At 42.5% G+C, this 18,138-nt stretch carries 16 protein-coding genes and 1 pseudogene; 7 read left to right on the forward strand and 10 right to left on the reverse strand.

The features are described 5' to 3' along the window. Nucleotides 1-156 precede the first annotated feature (156 nt). Nucleotides 157-1,041, forward strand: coding sequence for a LysR family transcriptional regulator (locus tag BK026_RS13715; RefSeq protein WP_071816369.1), 885 nt, complete (start codon nt 157-159; stop codon nt 1,039-1,041). A 100-nt stretch (nt 1,042-1,141) separates the two neighbouring features. On the opposite strand, the gene BK026_RS13720 is transcribed toward BK026_RS13715, so the two are convergent. Beyond that, nucleotides 1,142-2,455: an OmpP1/FadL family transporter gene (locus BK026_RS13720; RefSeq protein WP_071816370.1), complete on the reverse strand. Its 1,314-nt coding sequence runs from the start codon at nt 2,453-2,455 to the stop codon at nt 1,142-1,144. Between the two features lie 384 nt (nt 2,456-2,839). Here BK026_RS13720 and BK026_RS13725 point away from each other — a divergent pair, with 384 nt between their 5' ends. Further along, nucleotides 2,840-3,838, forward strand: coding sequence for an NADP-dependent oxidoreductase (locus tag BK026_RS13725; RefSeq protein WP_071816371.1), 999 nt, complete (start codon nt 2,840-2,842; stop codon nt 3,836-3,838). Between the two features lie 55 nt (nt 3,839-3,893). Here the strand turns inward: BK026_RS13725 and BK026_RS13730 are convergent, their stop codons facing one another. The 4 genes from BK026_RS13730 to BK026_RS13745 form a co-directional block, all read right to left on the reverse strand. Further along, on the reverse strand, nt 3,894-4,958 hold the full coding sequence (locus BK026_RS13730) for a GGDEF domain-containing protein (protein ID WP_071816372.1): 1,065 nt from the start codon (nt 4,956-4,958) through the stop codon (nt 3,894-3,896). A gap of 127 nt (nt 4,959-5,085) precedes the next feature. After that, nucleotides 5,086-6,996, reverse strand: coding sequence for an ATP-binding protein (locus BK026_RS13735; RefSeq protein WP_071816373.1), 1,911 nt, complete (start codon nt 6,994-6,996; stop codon nt 5,086-5,088). Between the two features lie 19 nt (nt 6,997-7,015). Next, nucleotides 7,016-8,026 carry an ABC transporter substrate-binding protein gene (locus tag BK026_RS13740; protein WP_071816374.1) on the reverse strand — a complete coding sequence of 337 codons (1,011 nt, stop codon included), beginning with the start codon at nt 8,024-8,026 and terminating at the stop codon, nt 7,016-7,018. A gap of 93 nt (nt 8,027-8,119) precedes the next feature. Continuing rightward, a complete protein-coding gene (locus tag BK026_RS13745; protein WP_071816375.1) occupies nt 8,120-9,112 on the reverse strand; it encodes an LLM class flavin-dependent oxidoreductase in 993 nt (330 codons plus the stop codon). Nucleotides 9,113-9,445: 333 nt separating this feature from the next. Here BK026_RS13745 and BK026_RS13750 point away from each other — a divergent pair, with 333 nt between their 5' ends. After that, on the forward strand, nt 9,446-9,793 hold the full coding sequence (locus BK026_RS13750; RefSeq protein ID WP_071816376.1) for a hypothetical protein: 348 nt from the start codon (nt 9,446-9,448) through the stop codon (nt 9,791-9,793). Between the two features lie 257 nt (nt 9,794-10,050). Here BK026_RS13750 and BK026_RS13755 read toward each other — a convergent pair whose 3' ends face one another. Next, nucleotides 10,051-11,073, reverse strand: a complete 1,023-nt coding sequence (locus BK026_RS13755; protein WP_071816377.1) for a S9 family peptidase — start codon at nt 11,071-11,073, stop codon at nt 10,051-10,053. Between the two features lie 399 nt (nt 11,074-11,472). On the opposite strand from BK026_RS13755, the gene BK026_RS19835 reads away from it, so the two are divergent. Both BK026_RS19835 and BK026_RS19840 read left to right on the forward strand, forming a co-directional pair. Then, nucleotides 11,473-11,946, forward strand: a complete 474-nt coding sequence (locus BK026_RS19835; RefSeq protein ID WP_256253814.1) for a transposase zinc-binding domain-containing protein — start codon at nt 11,473-11,475, stop codon at nt 11,944-11,946. A gap of 15 nt (nt 11,947-11,961) precedes the next feature. Beyond that, nucleotides 11,962-12,309, forward strand: coding sequence for a transposase (locus BK026_RS19840; protein ID WP_256253815.1), 348 nt, complete (start codon nt 11,962-11,964; stop codon nt 12,307-12,309). Nucleotides 12,310-12,369: 60 nt separating this feature from the next. Here BK026_RS19840 and BK026_RS13765 read toward each other — a convergent pair whose 3' ends face one another. From BK026_RS13765 to BK026_RS13775, 3 genes are all read right to left on the reverse strand, one after another. Then, nucleotides 12,370-14,046, reverse strand: coding sequence for a hypothetical protein (locus BK026_RS13765; RefSeq protein WP_071816378.1), 1,677 nt, complete (start codon nt 14,044-14,046; stop codon nt 12,370-12,372). Further along, entirely contained in the window at nt 14,043-14,396 is a 354-nt protein-coding gene (locus BK026_RS13770) for a hypothetical protein (protein WP_071816379.1), read from the reverse strand. The genes BK026_RS13765 and BK026_RS13770 overlap by 4 nt, the downstream gene beginning before the upstream one ends. A gap of 277 nt (nt 14,397-14,673) precedes the next feature. Continuing rightward, complete coding sequence (locus BK026_RS13775) at nt 14,674-14,889, reverse strand: serine hydrolase (protein WP_256253816.1); 216 nt, start codon at nt 14,887-14,889, stop codon at nt 14,674-14,676. Between the two features lie 203 nt (nt 14,890-15,092). On the opposite strand from BK026_RS13775, the gene BK026_RS13780 reads away from it, so the two are divergent. Both BK026_RS13780 and BK026_RS13785 read left to right on the forward strand, forming a co-directional pair. Further along, nucleotides 15,093-15,320, forward strand: a complete 228-nt coding sequence (locus BK026_RS13780) for a hypothetical protein (RefSeq protein WP_143142129.1) — start codon at nt 15,093-15,095, stop codon at nt 15,318-15,320. A 320-nt stretch (nt 15,321-15,640) separates the two neighbouring features. Next, on the forward strand, nt 15,641-17,341 hold the full coding sequence (locus BK026_RS13785) for a zinc ribbon domain-containing protein (RefSeq protein WP_071816381.1): 1,701 nt from the start codon (nt 15,641-15,643) through the stop codon (nt 17,339-17,341). Nucleotides 17,342-17,525: 184 nt separating this feature from the next. Here BK026_RS13785 and BK026_RS13790 read toward each other — a convergent pair. Further along, nucleotides 17,526-18,128 (reverse strand): annotated as a pseudogene (locus BK026_RS13790) (helix-turn-helix domain-containing protein); the annotation flags it as partial. Nucleotides 18,129-18,138 lie beyond the last annotated feature (10 nt).

An 18,138-nucleotide genomic window follows, 5' to 3' on the forward strand; every position in this document is an offset into this window, starting at 1 on the left:
GGTAGAATTGGATTTTCAAAGCCGTAAATTTGATACAACTTAGGTACGTTTGTCGGCAGACTTATTAATCAACCCGTTCACTCAACGTAGCTTCTGCGAAAACGTTTACCTAAAGGTTATATTTTCACTCGCGTTAAAAAGGATTGCTCACGCAGTATGAACAACAAACTACTCCGCTCATTACAAGTTTTCGTTGCAGTTACGGATAGCGGCAGCATGAGTGTTGCCGCTAGAGAGCTGCACATGACCGTGTCAGCTATAAGTCAACAATTGCGAAAATTGGAGTACGACATAGGCCTTAGCTTATTTAATAGAAACACCCGCAGTTTAAGTTTAACCGAGGCGGGCAGAATTTATTATGATACGAGTTTAAAAATACTTGAAACCTCAGCGTTAGCCCAGCAAAAAATAGAAAGCCTGCAAGATTTACCCACCGGTAAAATTAATATTATTGCCCCCGAAGGTTTTGGAGGAGGCTTGTTAAGTGAGCCCTTACGCAAACTTTGCGATGAATTCCCCAAAATTACTATTTCATTAACGCTGACCGACGAACCGAAAGACATTATCGCCTCTAGCGCAGACCTTGTGCTATGTTTTGCACCAGTATCAGATACCAACTTTAGCAGTTTAAAGCTTGCAACGTGGGATCGTATATTATGTGTAGCGACTGAACATCCACTGGCCGATACAAAGCTCTCCACGCCTGAGCAATTAAGTGAGCATATCTACATATCACACCGCCATATTGAAGAGTACGTCATGCGCCACGAAAAAGAAGGTGAATTTGAACTGGATGCACAACGCATTCATGTAAATTCAATGCAAACTCTTATTCAATTGACAAAAGATAGCGTTGGATATGCGGTTCTTCCAGAGCCTGAAGTCAGACACTTGCTAAAATCGGGTGAGATGAAACAGCTCTTTACTGATTGGACCTTGCCTAATTACACCGTTTACGCCGTCACGCCAAAGCGTGAACTCATGCCGGCAAAGATAAGCGCAGCAATTACTTGCCTACAAGATTTGTTTGCGCAAATCTAACGTTTCATTCTCTTTCGTTACATCAGAAAAAGGTTAAAAAAAATGGCAGCAAGAGCGCTGCCATTTTTTCCCGTGCGCTTTATTAGCGCAAGTGTTTCATTTAGAAACGTGTATTTAGCTGAACGCTAAATATGTGCGCAGTGGCAGATTGGGTACCGGTAAATGTTGAAGTGAAAGTACCCGTTGAGTTAAGCGGACGTGTTTTATCGATATCGGCTTCTCGGCCGTCAATAAATACATAAGCAACGTCAATCGACGTGTCTTCGCTCATTGAATAAGTTAGACCACCTGAATACCAATGGCGATCTGTATCAGGGATACTTAACGAGCGGTTTTCAACCGTCACTACACCGTCGTCATAGGCAAAGCCGGCGCGCAGCGTAATTTCGTCATTTAGAATGTAAGTAACACCTACCGCACCACGCCATGAGTCGTCGAAATTTTCTTGCTTAATAAGAAAATCGTCACCGCTTGCTAAGTTGGCTTCAAGCTTTTCAAACGTACTCCAATCTGTAAACGTTAAGCTTGCTTGAACAGACCATTGCTCATCAATTTTCTGGTCTACCGCTAGTTCAGTAATAGCGGCAAGGTTTAAATCTAGACTACCAGGTTGATTTAACCCAGCAGTTAGGTTTGAACTTACTTCACCTTCAAGCTCTAACTTTGTCTCAGCGCGATATGAAAGGCCGATGTTTGTTTTATTAGATGGTTGCCAAAAAATACTCGCATTCCAACCAAAACCCCAATCATCTCCCTCTAACTTAAAAATAGAGGCATTAGCAGGTACCTGAGTTTGCAACGCGTTACTCAATACTGGAGACAGGCTGTTTGACACCGCTGAGCTAATCTCAGCATCTGCAAATGTGGCATTTAAGCCAAAGCCAACCATGAAGGTGTCAGTTACTTTGTAAGAGATAGCTGGGTTAAAGGTTACCGATTTTACTTCGGCTGTATCAGCAAAATGGAGTGCTTCGAAGTCATTTGAGTAGTCAGAGCGCAGACCATAAGTAGTAAATACTCCCACACCAGCAGATATTTTTTCACTAATTGGAGAAGTATAGAAAAAACCAGGCACAAAAGCCGTATCAGCAATATCATCTTCTTTGGCTGAAACAGCCTGTGGATAAACGTCTACTCCGCCCAAGGCATAATTTACTGAGCCGTCGATATCAACATTTGGGTCAATGAAACTGACTGAGCCGCTAAATTCAGCCTCTTTAAATACGCCTATTGCGGCTGGGTTAGTTGCTAATATAGAGGCATTTTCGGGTTTAGCAGCCTGCCCTGCCATAGCACGGCCTAGACCGTTTGCACTGTGCTCATTAACTTGAAAACCAGCTGCCAGCGCAGAAGAAGAGGCTAAAGTAGCTAACGCTAGGCAAATTGAGGCACGTAAAGAAAACTGTTGCTTCATATGATACTCATTGTAATAGGGGAAAATTGCGTCGGTCATTCTACGGATATGAGTAGTTTTGTTCAATGCAAGTAAACGCCATTTACGCACTTTTATCGCATTTTTTACAATTATAGCTACAAATTCGATGCATTTATAAGCAAGATTGCTAATATATAGTTAATTAAAGATCACCGCTTTGTTAACACCCTTTTAATAAATCATCATTGATTCTTATTGGTATTAACCCTGCCTTTCAATCAAATTGATAAAAACGAGTGCCCCAGGTTGTCTTTATACCGATAGGCCCCACCCTGTCTTAACAGGAAAGGGTTGATTTTAGTCAATCTTGGTGCGATTCAACATTGAGCACACCGTCTCATTTTACGTGTACAGGAGGAAACAATGTCCACATACAAAGCCATTACGCTGGTAAAGCGCCCCAACGATAGAAAAATAGGCCCACACCTATTCGAAACGAAAACGCGTGAAATACCAACACCGAAAGACGGCCAAATTTTAATTAGACAAACACACATGTCTCTTGATCCCGCTATGCTTGGCTGGATGAGCGAAGACAGAGAAAGCTACATTCCCCCAGTAGAGCTTGGCGATGTTATGCGCTCTAGCGGTGTTGGTGAGGTAGTCGAGTCGAATAACCCACAATTTTCCGTTGGCGATAAAGTGATGGGAATGACCGGGTGGAGTGAATACATTCTCAGTGACGGTGCGGGATTCAATAAACTTCAAGACGGCGTAACTGAAGAAATGGCATTGTGCGTTTTTGCGCTTCCTGGCTTAACCGCAACAACGGGCCTGTATAACTTTGGCAACCCGAAAGAGGGTGAAACGCTGGTTGTCACTGGCGCAGCGGGTTCCGTTGGTTCAATAGTAGGGCAGTTGGCAAAAGCGGATGGTTTGCGAGTTATCGGGGTAGTAGGAAGTGACGATAAGGCCGATTGGATTGTCAACGAACTTGGGTTTGATGGCGCAATTAACTACAAGTCTGACGATATAGCAGCCAAGCTAGAAACGTTAACACCAAATAAGATTGATGTGTTTTTTGAAAATACTGGTGGGCCTATTCAACAGCACATTTTTAATCGGATGAATGCACACGGACGAATAGTCGTATGTGGAATGATTGCTGACTACCAAGCAGAAACACCGTCGGCCGGTCCTAACTGGATCCCATTGATTAAAAAGCGTATTACTATTCGCGGTTTTGCAATGCCGGACCATTGGGGAGAAATTCCTTCTTTGCTTAAAAAGCTCACCCCTTACGTGATGCAGGGCAAGATTAAATATCGCGCACACACCATTAACGGCTTAGAGAACGCAGAGCAAGGCCTTAACATGCTTTTTGAAGGTAAAAACACCGGTAAAATGATAGTAAAACTTTGATATTTTACGGCGCTTTCAATAAGTAAACCTCAGCGCGACGCAGGATGTCGTCGCGCTACAATTCGGTAAGTACAAAACACGCTTTTCCATTTTCCTTTGCTTTGTATAAAGCTTGATCAGCCTTGTCTATCAGGGCATCGATGGTAATATTTTCGACCTGCTGCATAAACACAGCACCAATAGAACAGCTCATAAGTGAATGTTTGGCCTTTGGAGCATGTTTTACCTTGGCCTCTTGCCATAACGTAAGCAGTTGCTCGCAGTGTGAATTTACTTGCGCTTTATCAATATCACTCAACACCACAATAAACTCCTCACCGCCGTAACGCCCAGTGATATCAGTTTCGCGTTTAAATACGCTTTTCATGATTTTTGCTTGCATCTTGATGGCTTCATCACCTTGCTGATGACCAAAGCAATCATTGAATTTTTTAAAGTCGTCAAGATCTAACATCAGCACAGCCAATGACACCTTATGTCTCATACTTACCGCTAACAGCTTTTCACTTTGATTGCGCAACGCACGCCGATTGAGAAGGTCTGTGAGTGGATCGAACTTGCTCAGCTTGAATAGCCGATCGTTGCTCTCTTTGAGCAGCGCTACACTTCTGTCTAGTCGGTACCTTGCATACACACAAATAAACAGCGAGCCAACAACGAAAGATGCGGAAATTAGCACCCGGTCACCATAAACAGGGGCAACTATCATTAGTGCTAAAAAGCCAGCGATATTGACGATATTCGCAGCAAAAGCGAGTTTAAATGGAACACCTAAGACAAACACACAGTAGAAGGCATATAAGATAGTTCCTTCATAAGGAAACGAAAACTGATACGCTTGCCAACATCGCAGTATCAGCCAATAATTCGAGTAGGATAACGCCACCAATAAAATAGCGAACACCAAAGCCCGATGCTTTAAGAATTTTCCCCAAAAAGACACTGCTATCGTAATTAAAATAATCGATATTTGAAGAAAAAGTCGGTCGAACAGATACAAATGATACATATTAGGTGGCAGTAAGAATAAGTCGACCGCCATAAAACTGAGCACAAGCCCCGCCCCTATGACCAAGGCAATCCGCAGCCTAACTAAATCACTTCCACTCTCTAGTTCCATGTATTAAACCTTAAGGTAATAGTGACCATCTAATACCCGTAGGGCCAACGTCACATAGGCTCTACTGCACTGTGATAAGGTGAAGGGTACTGATACTGCTATGCGCCGATTTCAATCACGTTATCATTTAGTCACTTTGTGCTAGAAGCTTAACTAAACTGTCTCTCAACGCCTCTACCGTTACTGGTTTGGTAACGATATCGCTCATGCCTGCCTGCTTAAACGCCACATGTCGCTCTTTAAATGCTTCGGCAGTAAGCCCTATTATAGGCGTTTGCTCCCCTTTGTCTTCCAGCCTTCTAATGCGCTTTGTTGCTTCTATACCATCCATTACCGGCATATGAACATCCATAAACACAACGTCAATACCGCCTTCCTCTACACGAGCAACGGCTTTCAACCCATTATCAACGTGCTCAACATTACACTGTAATTGCTCTAACAACGCCTGCGCAACCACTGCGTTTATTGCATTGTCTTCAGCGAGCAGTACGTTTAAACCGGACGGTAATTCTGCGCGCTTGTCAGTGTCGTTCTCATTGTGATCGTGCGATATGTTAGGGGTTACTCGCGATTGCACTTTTGCGGTTATCGTAAAACACGAGCCTTCACCCACTTTACTCAACACTTTAATATCGCCATTTAGAAGCGTTGCGAGCTGTTTGGCAATCGCAAGCCCTAGCCCTGTACCACCGTACTTGCGAGTAATAGAAGAGTCTGACTGTGTGAATTTATCAAAAATATGTTCCAGCCTGTCGGGCTCAATACCAATACCCGTATCTTTTACAGAAATAACCAGCAGATTTTCAGTCACTTGCTCAGTAGGTAATGTTTTCAGCTTTGCGCTAACGGTTACCGTGCCTTTGTGCGTAAATTTAATTGCATTGCTTACTAGGTTGATAACTATCTGGCGTAGCTTGGTAATATCGCTGGTGACCAGTACTGACGCTAGGTTTTTGCTCTTATACACCAAACGCGTATTGTTTGCGCTTGCGTTAGTTCCAAGCAGCGTAATTAAGTCTTGAAGCATGATGTCTAAATCAAATTCAGTCACATCCACTTCCGACATGCCTGACTCAATTTTTGACAAGTCGAGTACATCGTTAATCACCGTTGCAAGTATAGAAGCGGAAGACTTCAGATCTCTCGCATATTGATGTTGCTTCTCATTAAGTGGTGTTTCAAGCAGTAAGCTAGCTAGGCCCTGAATACCGTTTAATGGTGTGCGAATTTCATGACTCATCACTGCTAAAAAGTCGGTTTTCGCTCTGTTGGCTTGTTGCGCTTGCGCAACATACTGCTCTATCTCACCCGACATGACTTCTACATCACGCGCTAAACCGCCTAGCTCGTCATTTTGTGACAGCGCAATGTCTACCTTTTTGTGGTCTACGGCAATACGGCTAGCCGCCGACTTGATTTTCTCAATGGGAGATACAACCAATACTTGCGCCACTCGCCCCATAATTAAACTCACCGTTGCACCTGCAACCACTGTCACTAAAAAGGTCAACCACGCGATAGTCGATAGTGACGATTGAAGTGAGTCAGCTGGCTGGATGACGGTCACTTTCCAATTCCACGGCGAGAATTCTGAACAAGCAAAAACTACATCATCGTCATTAATACTCGATTCACCAAAAGCCACTCTATGACTCGAAACCTCTGCAAACTGCGCATGTTCGATTGAGGGTTCAACAGCACTGTCTAAGGTGCTAAAAATAACACTGTTATCTATAGTGCTACTGATAATAAAATGTCGTGAAGTGGCCTTTTGCAGTCCATTCAGTTCCTCAAACACTTCTTTTTGGTAGGCAGTTAAAAAAACAGGAACATTCTCTAAACCAGCGTCAATGAGAAGCTCACGTCTTTCAATGATGATCTCTAATACATTTAAGGTGAGTGTTTGTGTTAGCAGCTGATACTCGCGCTCACGCACCGATTCATAAGCGGTTAAATAAGCCCAATAGCCTGTGAGCGCCATTCCGACAAACAAAATAGGGATATAAATAGCTAAGAGTTTTGATTTGATCCGCATAAAAGCTGTGTGTAATGCCTTATTGATAAACGTGATTTTTAGCTAACTTAAGGTAGTTTGACGGTATCGGCAGTTGAAGCGCAATGGCAGTAGATACATTTACTGCCACAGTATAGGTGTCCATTTTTACAACCGGGATATCGCCGACCTCCTGTTGTAAGAGAATGCGTTTCGCTTTTCGTGCTGCCGACTTTCCAATACTTTTTGGCGCCGACACTACGCCTAGTAAAGCACCGTCTTTTACCGTTGAAATTTTTTCTGCGAACAATGGTAGAAGACCTGTTTCACGTCTCACCCGTGAAATAAGCCTACTAGACTCGACTAAAGGGCCGGTTGATAACCAATACCCGTCTAATTGATGCGCCTGCGATTTCAACGCGCTTACAATGCCGTCAGTCATTTTTTCTAGACTACCGTCTCCCTCTAAGTACGGCGTGCTGATATCAATAAGCTCTATATTGGCATATTGATCTTCAATCGCCATTAACTGACGCACAGCTATGGTTGAAGAGGGATAAGTGGAATGAAGCAGGCCAATTCTAAGCGGCGTTCCAGATGAAGACGTTCTCAACAATCCATCTAGCATATCAAGCTTAACTTTTGCGTCGAGCACATGAGACTCACCCGTGATATTGCGTGCGCTAACCTCTCCATATTCGCTAACTATCCCTTCCTCTACGGGTGCAGCAACTGCCATAAAAAGTTTGGGTACATCCAAAAACGCATCGGATGCGTTTAGCGCACGTGTAGCAAGCGTAGCTACTGAGAGTATAAGGTCGGGCATAGGCTGCTGCGCCATCTGATCCAATATATCAATAGCTTGCGCTTCAGACCCCTGCGCATTATATAACTGAAAGGTTATTTCATGATTAGGCATTATTCGGGTGAGTTCTTGTTCGAATGCCTCTCGCGAATCGGTAACAATTGACACAGGCAGCGTTTCAATAATTGCGACGGTCACAGGCTCTTTTGCCAACGCCGTAAAATTTCCCACCACAAATAAAAAAACTAAGAAGCACGCCTTTGCCATGTCTTATCCTGCTAAAACTAACCTGTTTTTATATCTCCATATACATCATAAGGTTATTATGCGTAGATGCCCAGTAGAACTTTCTACTTTTGTCTAAGATGATGTAACAATATCAGCAAACATCTCTACGCTTTTTAATCTATCGCGAATATCGTAAATAGGCATAGATACTATGATTTCATCGACCTCTGTCGCCTGAATAAAAGAAGCAAGTTTGGATTTGACCGTATCTTTTGAACCGACTAATGCGTATCGCAACACATTTGACAATAACGCTTCATCTGCTGAATTACATATATCGGCAAGGTTTTTCATAGGTTTAGCAAAAGGTTTATTTAACCCTTTTCGCATGTTCAAAAACTGCTGCTTTACCGAGGTAAATAAAAACTCAGCGTCGGCATCAGTGTCAGCGACTACCGCCATCACTCCTGCCATAGTACGAGGAGAGGCAAGTTGTTGTGATGGAACAAACATACTGCGATATACATGAAGAGCATCAAAAAGCTGCTCTGGCGCAAAATGCGACGCAAAAGCAAAAGGCAACCCTAACTGGGCAGAAACTTGAGCGCTGTATAAACTGGAGCCGAGAAGCCACAAAGGAACATTACTTTTGGCGCCTGGCACTGCAATGACCGGCTGCCCCGGCTCAGGATCGCCGAAATATTGTTGGAGCGCTTTGATATCTTCTGGATAGCTATCGACGTTACTTTGTAAATTCCTTCGCAATGCTCTTGCGGTTGCCATGTCTGTACCTGGAGCTCGACCAAGCCCCAGCTCTACTCTTTCAGGAAAGAGTGCCGCTAGCGTACCAAACTGTTCGGCAATAACCAGCGGAGCGTGGTTTGGCAGCATGATACCGCCTGCACCAATCTTAATATGCGAAGTAGCATGTCCAATATGAGCAAGCACTACTGCCGTGGCCGAACTGGCAACCCCATGCATTCCGTGATGCTCTGCCAACCATACACGTTGATAGCCACTGGCCTCGGCTTGAATAGCCATTTTTCTCGAGTTTTCGAGCGCATCTGCAACATCAAAACCTTCAGCTATTGGGGCTAAATCTAGTAAAGAGTACGGTATAGTCATAATTCCTCAAGAAACGACGGATGCTCATTCACATGTATGGATAAAAACAAAATTAACAAGCGAGTTTCGTTGTCTATGCGTTCGATTGTAGAACGATGACGATAGTTTTCTTTGCAGACGTTTTACGATATTTAGCGCAGTTTCAATCACTCTTTTTGGATACGATGGAGACAACGTAGGTAAAAGTTTTACATTGCAATCATCAAAAAGTTAGTTTAATTTTTTATCGTCTATTTCGTATAACGCCATACCAACAATAGCAACGTTTTTAATCCAGCAGTATTCGGACCTTCAGTAGCGTCCCCTGCCAACAACCATCAAAGGGATTTCATTATGAATAAAATTCTAAAATCACTATCGCTTATCGCATTTTTAGGCCTACTAACAGCGTGCGGTGGTCACGGATATGAAGGAACCTACGAAGCAAAGTCTAATACGGGTTTGGACGACCTTTTTGGCAACTCTGAAGACCGTAGGCTTGAAATTGGCACTGACTACATTGAAGCGGATGGAAGTCGCGAAACCTTCGACGAAATCTTTGTTCGTGAATCTGCAGGTAAACAGTATCTGGTATTTAAGAGCGAAGACGGCGGCTCAGAAGAAGCATGGGCCATTAAGGATGAAGATACCTTGGTTCAAGATGCGGGATTCTTTAAAATTGAGCTAAAACGCGTTGACTAAACGCCACGGCCCTTTTTCGAAAAGTTGAATTAGGGCCATCATTCAAGAGCTCTCGCCGCTATTTCTCTAACGTTATTCACAGTACAACGCCCAAGATTACCCTTACTTTCTATCAGACTGCGAAGCGCCAACGTATATTTACGAGAAGTTTGAAAAGTAAAACGAAGGCGCGCCTTACAGGCCAAATTCGTACGGGAACGATATTGAAGCTCCCGTATATCAGCTAAAAATTACCCACAAAATCGTGACGATAAAGTCTATAGGTGTTGATGAAACCAGTCGGCTAATTCTTTCATAGCGGTAGGTTTAGTTTTAGGGCTCCAGCCATGTCCTTCATTCTTGTAAATACTAAGTCTATGAGGATGCTCTGATTTTTCTAAAGCATTAGCAAGCCACTTAGCATTTTCAACTGACACACGTTCATCCCTATCACCGTGTTGAATCAGTATTGGTACGCTTTTATCTAATTCATCTACCCATTTAACCACCGAACGTTTTTCTAGTTCAGCTTCTTTATCAACGTCATAATTTGGTATTCTAACTTTGTAGACATTTTCCATCGATTGCCTGAATTCTAATTCTCGTAACAGATCCGATGCGCCCGCAATAGAAGCAACAGCGTTTACCTCAGGCATTTTTTGCATGGCTAAAAAGGTTTGCATACCACCTCTACTCGAACCGTACATACCAACCTTGAGAGGGTTTGCATCTTTAATATACGGTATATACTTTGCCAGTTTGACCACGTCCAACACATCAGAACCGCCAAATTCGTCATATTTTCCTTTCACCACCTCTTTATCAAACGCGCCCCGATATTGGCTACCGATAATAGCGAAGCCTTGTTCGGCCATAGGAAAAAGATTGGCCACCATAGCGCCAAATACCACTGCTCCATAACGGCCATTGCCACCTCTGTTATATATCAGGACTGGCACGTCTGTTTGGCCTTTAGGTTTCATCACGTAACCAGATACTGTGAGGTTGCCTACCGGGTATTTGAAAACGCTACACTCAATCGATTCTTTATAATGGTCAAAACTTTCTCGGGTAAAATTCTCTTTGAATGCTGCTAAGCGTCGCGCTAACTCTTCATCTGTTTTTGCTTTTCGCTGAACACTCTTGGTTATGATGGACAACCAAGAATCATATTCAGCAAAAGGGCCTGAAAAACAATCTCGGTGGTCAAAAGTCTCTGTGTCGGTAAGTATTTTTTGCGCGAAGCTTAACCGACTCAACAGCAAGCCGAACAACAAAATAAAGATCAGCGATTTTTTCAAGATAAGTCCCTTTAATTCAAATAGCTAAAAATACATAGCGGTATGTAAGATTACACACTAAATATAATTTTGTTCAAACCCAATTTAATAGGCTCTGGCAGCACATGTGGAAGGACATCAAAGTTTGAAACTTTTTCACTCCCGCATTTCGATTCTCACATAGCAAACAGAAGCTTAGTGTGACAATAAATATTGAAATTTATAACCCATCAAAGTGGTTATCCAAAGAAAGTATGCCAATAAAGTTCGAAACTTATTTGTGCATAAAAAAGTTACAAAACCGACAGGCAGCACTCAAGACGTATTCCGGACCTTCACAATAAATTTCCATCTCCAAGGTCAGTAGACTAACACAAGAGCACCTGCACACTGATGTGCCAAAATTTGGTAAGGACACCATTGCTAGAAGATCACTCTCATACCTATAAACGACATCGGCCAGAGCAGACATTGCTGTATCAATTAGTCGAACATCACTATCCTGAATTTCTGGAGCAGCTTTCACACAAAGGGAAGTTGCTGCCAAAGCACGTAGAAAAAGAGTTTGAAGAATTTCTTAAGTGCGATCGCCTTGAACACGGCTTTTTACGCCTAGTATGTGAAGACTGCAAGTATGAAAAATTGGTTGCATTCAGTTGCAAAAAGAGAGGTTTCTACCCAAGTTGCGGTGCAAGACGGATGACAGAGAGTGCGAAATTACTGGTTGACGCCGTCCTTAACGGCTATCCCATACGTCAGTGGGTGTTGAGTTTACCTATTCCACTAAGGTTGTTACTCGCCGGATATCCCAAACAATTAAGGAAAGTCATGCAAATCATTCATCGCACGATTTCCACTGATATAATTCATCGCGCTGGTTACTTGAAGAAGTAGGTTAAAACGGGGGCGGTGACTTATATACAAAGATTTGGTAGTGCACTGAATCTCAACATACACTTCCATATGCTATTTCTAGAAGGCGTCATCAAAGAAGAGCGAGGTCAAACTAAATTCAAACGTGTTAAAGCACCGAGTCACTCTGACATGGAGGGTCTTATCAACACCATCAGCCATCGGATAGCGCAATACCTTGAAAAAACCGGACTGATCCAACGTGACATGGACAACAGCACCCTAGACTTGCCGATTACCACCAATACTTGTCGTGCCCCACCGGTTTTCGAACCCGTGCAAACCTCAGCGATTAACGACTACTCATTTCGTGCTATTTTCAGAACACACATTCAATATATGTAAAAACCCGATTTAAATTCAGCTGACACTATGTCTTGCCTATGGCGTTTATACTTCTTTTACTCAGTAGTTATACAATCGTTCATATATTTCAGTAAGGTTATAGAGTTTTATAATTCCTGTGTCTGGATATGAAACTAGAATAGCCTCAGCAGCATTGTTCGCTCCCCATACTTTCACTGCTGAGCCGGCACCTGCATCTAATTCGAACTCTACAGGATCAGCAAAGATGTCAATTGCAGTTGTGTTGCTAGCCCTATCAGTAATGTTATCGAAGAACAGTGATGTGCCTGATGTCTGTCTCACAACAACCAGATCCTCAATATACTGATTAAGTACTTCCACTCCGCCAAAGTTACCATGCAGTAATGCAACTGGAACGCCCTCAGTCCAGGTGTATGGAACAAGATGTATCTCGCCAGTTGACTCTTCCTGGTTCAATTGTACAAGTGCATGATTACCAATATGTTCTCCATCGGTAAGTAGCACAAACAGAGACCTTGGAACCTGAGATGGAGTCCCAACAGGAATGACATCAAGGATTTTCATATTCGCAGGTTGATTTTCGATGAAGTTGAAAGAGTCAATCTCCTCATAGGTACCATCTAAATCAGTATCAGCGATCAAGACAATCTCTGCAGAGTTATAGTCTATTCCGATTAGATCTGGAATTCTGGGAGTAAAGGGATCGTCTTCAACCAATGATTCGGCTAATTCTGTCGGGTACAGGAAGCACAGCGATCGTCCGTTTTGTAATTGTGGAACGACAGTATCGTTAAACCCAACTACCCTACCGTCTCCTTCAATAGGTTCTAATTCAACTGTTGAAAAGCCAATGTCCCTCTGGCCAACCCAGATAAAATTGATACCTGTAGAAGTGCGACCTCTTGAAAAACATGGTGCATCTATATCGATACTATCATCAGCACTGAATTCACCTGCTTGAGTGCCTGTTTGGTTGATGTCTTTTTTCGTCACCCACCAGTATTTATTTGCTGTTTCGGATAACACTGCGATTTCATCAACAAAAGTGTTTAACAACGTGAACGCCAACGCTTCTGTCTCAAGATAAGTGATTGATGGATACGTCTCACCAAAGGTTATGGTTGTATTGTCTTCAAAGTCAGAAAACTGATTAGTATCTGTGATGCCAAATGCTTGGAGTTGAACACTGTCAGTTGTTCCATCATTGATTGTTTGTGCACCTATTACATATTGCGCATTCAAACCACCACCCAAGCCATTAACGCTGTTGCCATTACCGACGATTAGATCGATAGCAGGGGTATATTGTGCAACGGCAGTACCCGCTCCTGATACGCCTTTTACAAGTATCTCAACTAGTTCACTATCCGTATCTTGATTGCCATTTCTGACCGTCAACTGGAATCGTAAATTCTCCTCAATATCCTGGTCATATTCTGGAGCTAAATACCTAAATGCTTCAGAATTAATATCACTTAGCCTGGTAGCCGGCGTACCAGATACTTGTTCTATTAGAATTTCACGACTACCACTAGAGCCACTCGTTGAGTCGCTCATGTCAAAAACTATCTCTTCACCTTCAAAGACAGCAGTTTTGTTTACTGTATAAACCAGCGTCGGAGGAACCCTGGCGGGATCGGGTGGTGTTGAAGGCCCTGAGGGTTGTCCCGGATCGCTATCACCTCCTCCACCGCCGCATGCTGTGATTAGGGAAGCAAAGACTAATGATATTGTTAATCGATAACAATCTCTCATGATTTAACCTTACGTAAGTATTGTGCGACTTCAACTCTATTGCCATCTTTATAAAAGTCTATCTTCAGGTTATGAGTCTTATCACAGGCTTTTACTTTCCAGTGCTCAGATACATATTTATCTGATTCACTCGAGTTATCTTTAAGCTGGCTAACAAATTGCTTCGATGATCGTCTCTTACACCCAATAGCACTCAGATATTGCTTGATCATAATTCCAAAGACTTTTTTCATGCTTCTACTTTTCTCAGTCACGCTAGCTGAATCGCTTCCCTTCTGTTTATTCCCGGCAGAGTATCCTGTGGTAAAAGTGATTAGTGCGATTAAAAGTATTAAGCGATGATAATTCATAAGTTCTTCTTCCTTTTAGAACCTTAACGTTTTGTTACAACAGCAAGATCGTGCGTGAGTAGTGTTCGACTAGTAGTCCTAATATGCAGTCCATATTCGTGTTATGGGTCTTATTATCTACTACTACCAAATTGAATATTGGTCGCCCATTCTAGTTACTAGGGATAATCCGTAGCCAATAGATACTACCATTAACCCTCCGATAATAAAGCCCTGATAAAAAAAGCTAAAAGGTAGCAATAACAGACCAAATATTGCTGTTTGTCGTCACCGAAATTTAACTTGCCTTCTTCAGCCAGTAAGGAAAGGCGAATACGGTGAATTGCTTAGATACGGATGCAACGTGAAACATAGTTTCTGGCGTAACGGGTATATCGTATTCTAGGTTTGCACTACCATAACCTTTTGAAAATATAATCTCTCCATCCTGCAGAACTGCAACTGAGGCCCCTAGCTTATTAATATCATCGAATTGGATAAACAGTCGATTCATTTGACCTTGGTAAGCGAAATTGAACAAGAGTGCCTTGTGAAAACTGCTGAAAGAGCTATAAAAGATGTAGTTGTCGATACCTAAACCTCTGATGCGGATGTTAATAGAGCCACTGAAACGAATTCATCAAATTTCATGTGGAGTTAATATTTACCGAGCTTATTTTTACGTACCTGGTAGTTTATCTAATTTTTCGATTTTCAGTGTTAGCCATCGTTGGAAGCTCACAGCGCAGACTTTTGGCCATTCTCGCTCGTGATGCTGGTGCAGTCGGCATGACCGCTTTAATCGCATTTATGGCATCGAAAGCAGGTCTTCACGAAGAAGTTCACCCTTTGATATTTCATATGGCCTGTTACGCCCTCACAATATCAGTCTTATCATTTATCGGTTTGTCTGTGATGAATAAACGCAACAAATCTACATCTTAGTACGATGGCATGGGGGGAAGTTCTTACACTCCCTCGAACCGTTAACTCTCTCAAACTATTTGCCACAACGTCTATGAAAGACATGCTTCAAATCTGATAAATAAAGCTTTTTCATTCATTTCTAATTCAAGTAGTCTTGAGCCCTAAACAACAGTGCTACGCTAAAAATACCGAAGATAATTTGCATTCTATCCACCAATGCTAGTGACTTTCTTTTAAAAGTCACTTTTCTATTCGCTTAAACCATCGAGAGATATGTTGTATTCGATAAAATTAGTTGTTGAGTTATACAATTTAAACATTAGAAATGGAGACTCTAAATGCAAGATGCTGTTCAACAAGCCTATGTGGGCGATCTTTTTTGTACTTCTACAGGAAGGGAAATCACTGACCTCCCCACACTCAAAAATGTTGATGAAGTAGACCGTACAGCTATTAAAGAATTACGAAAACACTATCCGAACGCACGGGTGGTAACTGGCCGCGTTACGTCGACCTATCTTTATAAACGTGTTTATCACTCCAGTAACAGCAACCTTACGGAGAGCTTTTGGTGGGTTGAGTTTGTTGATAAAGATGGCAAAGATTCTTCTTTTAGCCTAAGCGCTGAAAAGCCCCAATTTCAGAATCTGAAAAAAGGCGCGGTCCTCTCCTGTTTTTGGATATCAGGTTTAAGCCTGACTCACGATATCCAAGGTGCAGATGCTGACCGTATTGTAATGAACGATAGAACTCCGGGCGCAGTGATCATCCATAAGGATGATGGTCAATCATCGTTTATAAATGATGCTTACACTCCAAAAGCAAAGAAAAAAATATTTTTGTTTTTGCCTGCATTTGCAATTTCTGCAATCTTTTCCGCTTATCAGTTCGATTTTAATAAGATAGGGCTACTCGTGTCTTTTGGTGTTGGCGCACTTGTATTCGTTATCGAGGCTTTATTGCAGCACAATGACTACAATAAGAGAGAGCGGGCTTTTGAGTCAATTAAGACCGCAGTAGCCAAACTAATAAAGGTTTCGAAGAATACGCTTGGCTTTCATTTGTCAATTAGACAACCTGAGCCCAGCGACGTTATTTGTGGCGGGTGCGAACAACGTATACCAAACGACGCATTATTCTGCCCCAAATGTGGCGCCAAGCAGAATCAACAAGATGACAAACCATCAAACAGTGTTATAGCTATAGAGGAAGGCATTCTTAAGGAAGTCATGCCCCTGAACTATATTGATAGGTATACGCACAAGTACGCCATGCTGAAAAGCAATGAAGCTGACGTCAAAGTATCTTTCATGTTCGGGAGAGTGCTAAGTCGTGACACCTTTGCGAATGTAAATGACATAACCAATGTGACATCCACTTTTACTACCTATGAGGTTTATAAATATGGTGTTTACGTGGGTGATAAGACAGAAGAAAAACGTAGCGAGAGAAGGACAAAGACGTCTAAGATTGAAGGGTCTGTTCTGGTCAGATTGGCCGATGGTCGGCTTGAAGAGCACACCTTCCCAGAAAAAATGACAGGATTATTAGATGAGGGGGATTGGTTCATGTTCGCGCAATCTAAAGCTTTACTCGATAACCCTACGATGAACATTGAATATGCCTATAACTTAACGAAAGATAGAGAGCTTAGCACTTCGTCTTTTGAAAACTACAAGGGTCGTTCTTCGCTTGGTAAGTGGTTGGTGAAATTGTTGGTATTTGGTGGTTTGCACTGGGGTTGGTCTACATTATTCACGAAATTTATCCATACTGCACAAACCGTCAACAACGAGGCAATGGGTGCTGTAAGAGAGAATGCGTTCTTTGTTTGGGCCTCCAATAATATGTTGGTCATAGAAAATATCTTCATCTTCATATTTATAGTGTTGACATTGAAGTGGATGAGGAAAGGATTCACTTATCGAAAAGAAAATCGTAACGCCAGAAAGGCCATCATGACTCCACTGAATAAAGCGATAGCAGACGCTAAAGCCAAGCTGCCTTCGCTTAAAGAAAAAATCCTACGCGTAGATTGATTAAACCTCTATAACTTATCGACGTGTTCTTTCGAGCACGTCGGGTTCTTATTGCGTTCACATAAAAGCGAACATGTAAGGTGTACTAGTGTGATTACCAAGGGATTATGTCGGTCTAATTGTCTAATTACCGAGCGACTTTGTCGTAAATAGCATATAAGCCAGTTGCTAAACTGGCTATCTTTTATGCCGATTCAGCTAAAGCATTAGATTTTTCGACTCGCAATGCGGTGGTATTCATATTGTTTCTTAGCCACATGCTACGCACACCGCCCGCGCTAATATCAACACCTAAGGCTTCACAGAGCTTCATCGCGACTTTCTGCTGACCAAGGTGAGGGTGTTCAATGGAGAATTGCATAACGGCGTCTTCTATTGCCTTATCCACACAGTTTTTGTGCCGTAGATTAGGTGCTTCTTGGCGTTTTAATGCTTCAGGGCCACCTTGCTTAACTAGTCTTAAGTGCCGGTGAATTGTATCTCGTGATACGCCACTTTGGCGTGATGCAGCGCTGAAGCTTCCGAGTTTTTCGATTAACGCTAATACTTCAAGTTTCTTCTGTACTGCCAAGTCCTCTGATGCGAGTTTGCTTGGTTCATTAACTTCAGAGATCTTGAGTTTGCGGCCAGCGAAGTGAGCGGTAAACCCTTTTTTACTCGTGTTCCTTATCTCGATTTTCTGATTGGCAATGGAGTGCTTGCGCGGTGCATCTATTAAATAGAACTTGTTGCCATAACTGAAGGTATGGTCGTTACGTATTTTACGGTAGTCTTTAATGACGCAGATAAAGCCAAAT

This window comes from Alteromonas sp. V450, assembly GCF_001885075.1.
Taxonomy (GTDB): Bacteria; Pseudomonadota; Gammaproteobacteria; order Enterobacterales; family Alteromonadaceae; genus Alteromonas.

What these genes read in the sequence shown, in the direction of transcription:
- BK026_RS13715 (WP_071816369.1), top strand. Translation starts at nt 157, where the DNA reads ATGAACAACAAACTACTCCGCTCATTACAAGTTTTCGTTGCAGTTACG.
- BK026_RS13720 (WP_071816370.1), bottom strand. Translation starts at nt 2,455, where the DNA reads ATGAAGCAACAGTTTTCTTTACGTGCCTCAATTTGCCTAGCGTTAGCT.
- BK026_RS13725 (WP_071816371.1), top strand. Translation starts at nt 2,840, where the DNA reads ATGTCCACATACAAAGCCATTACGCTGGTAAAGCGCCCCAACGATAGA.
- BK026_RS13730 (WP_071816372.1), bottom strand. Translation starts at nt 4,958, where the DNA reads ATGGAACTAGAGAGTGGAAGTGATTTAGTTAGGCTGCGGATTGCCTTG.
- BK026_RS13735 (WP_071816373.1), bottom strand. Translation starts at nt 6,996, where the DNA reads ATGCGGATCAAATCAAAACTCTTAGCTATTTATATCCCTATTTTGTTT.
- BK026_RS13740 (WP_071816374.1), bottom strand. Translation starts at nt 8,026, where the DNA reads ATGGCAAAGGCGTGCTTCTTAGTTTTTTTATTTGTGGTGGGAAATTTT.
- BK026_RS13745 (WP_071816375.1), bottom strand. Translation starts at nt 9,112, where the DNA reads ATGACTATACCGTACTCTTTACTAGATTTAGCCCCAATAGCTGAAGGT.
- BK026_RS13750 (WP_071816376.1), top strand. Translation starts at nt 9,446, where the DNA reads ATGAATAAAATTCTAAAATCACTATCGCTTATCGCATTTTTAGGCCTA.
- BK026_RS13765 (WP_071816378.1), bottom strand. Translation starts at nt 14,046, where the DNA reads ATGAGAGATTGTTATCGATTAACAATATCATTAGTCTTTGCTTCCCTA.
- BK026_RS13770 (WP_071816379.1), bottom strand. Translation starts at nt 14,396, where the DNA reads ATGAATTATCATCGCTTAATACTTTTAATCGCACTAATCACTTTTACC.
- BK026_RS13775 (WP_256253816.1), bottom strand. Translation starts at nt 14,889, where the DNA reads ATGAATCGACTGTTTATCCAATTCGATGATATTAATAAGCTAGGGGCC.
- BK026_RS13785 (WP_071816381.1), top strand. Translation starts at nt 15,641, where the DNA reads ATGCAAGATGCTGTTCAACAAGCCTATGTGGGCGATCTTTTTTGTACT.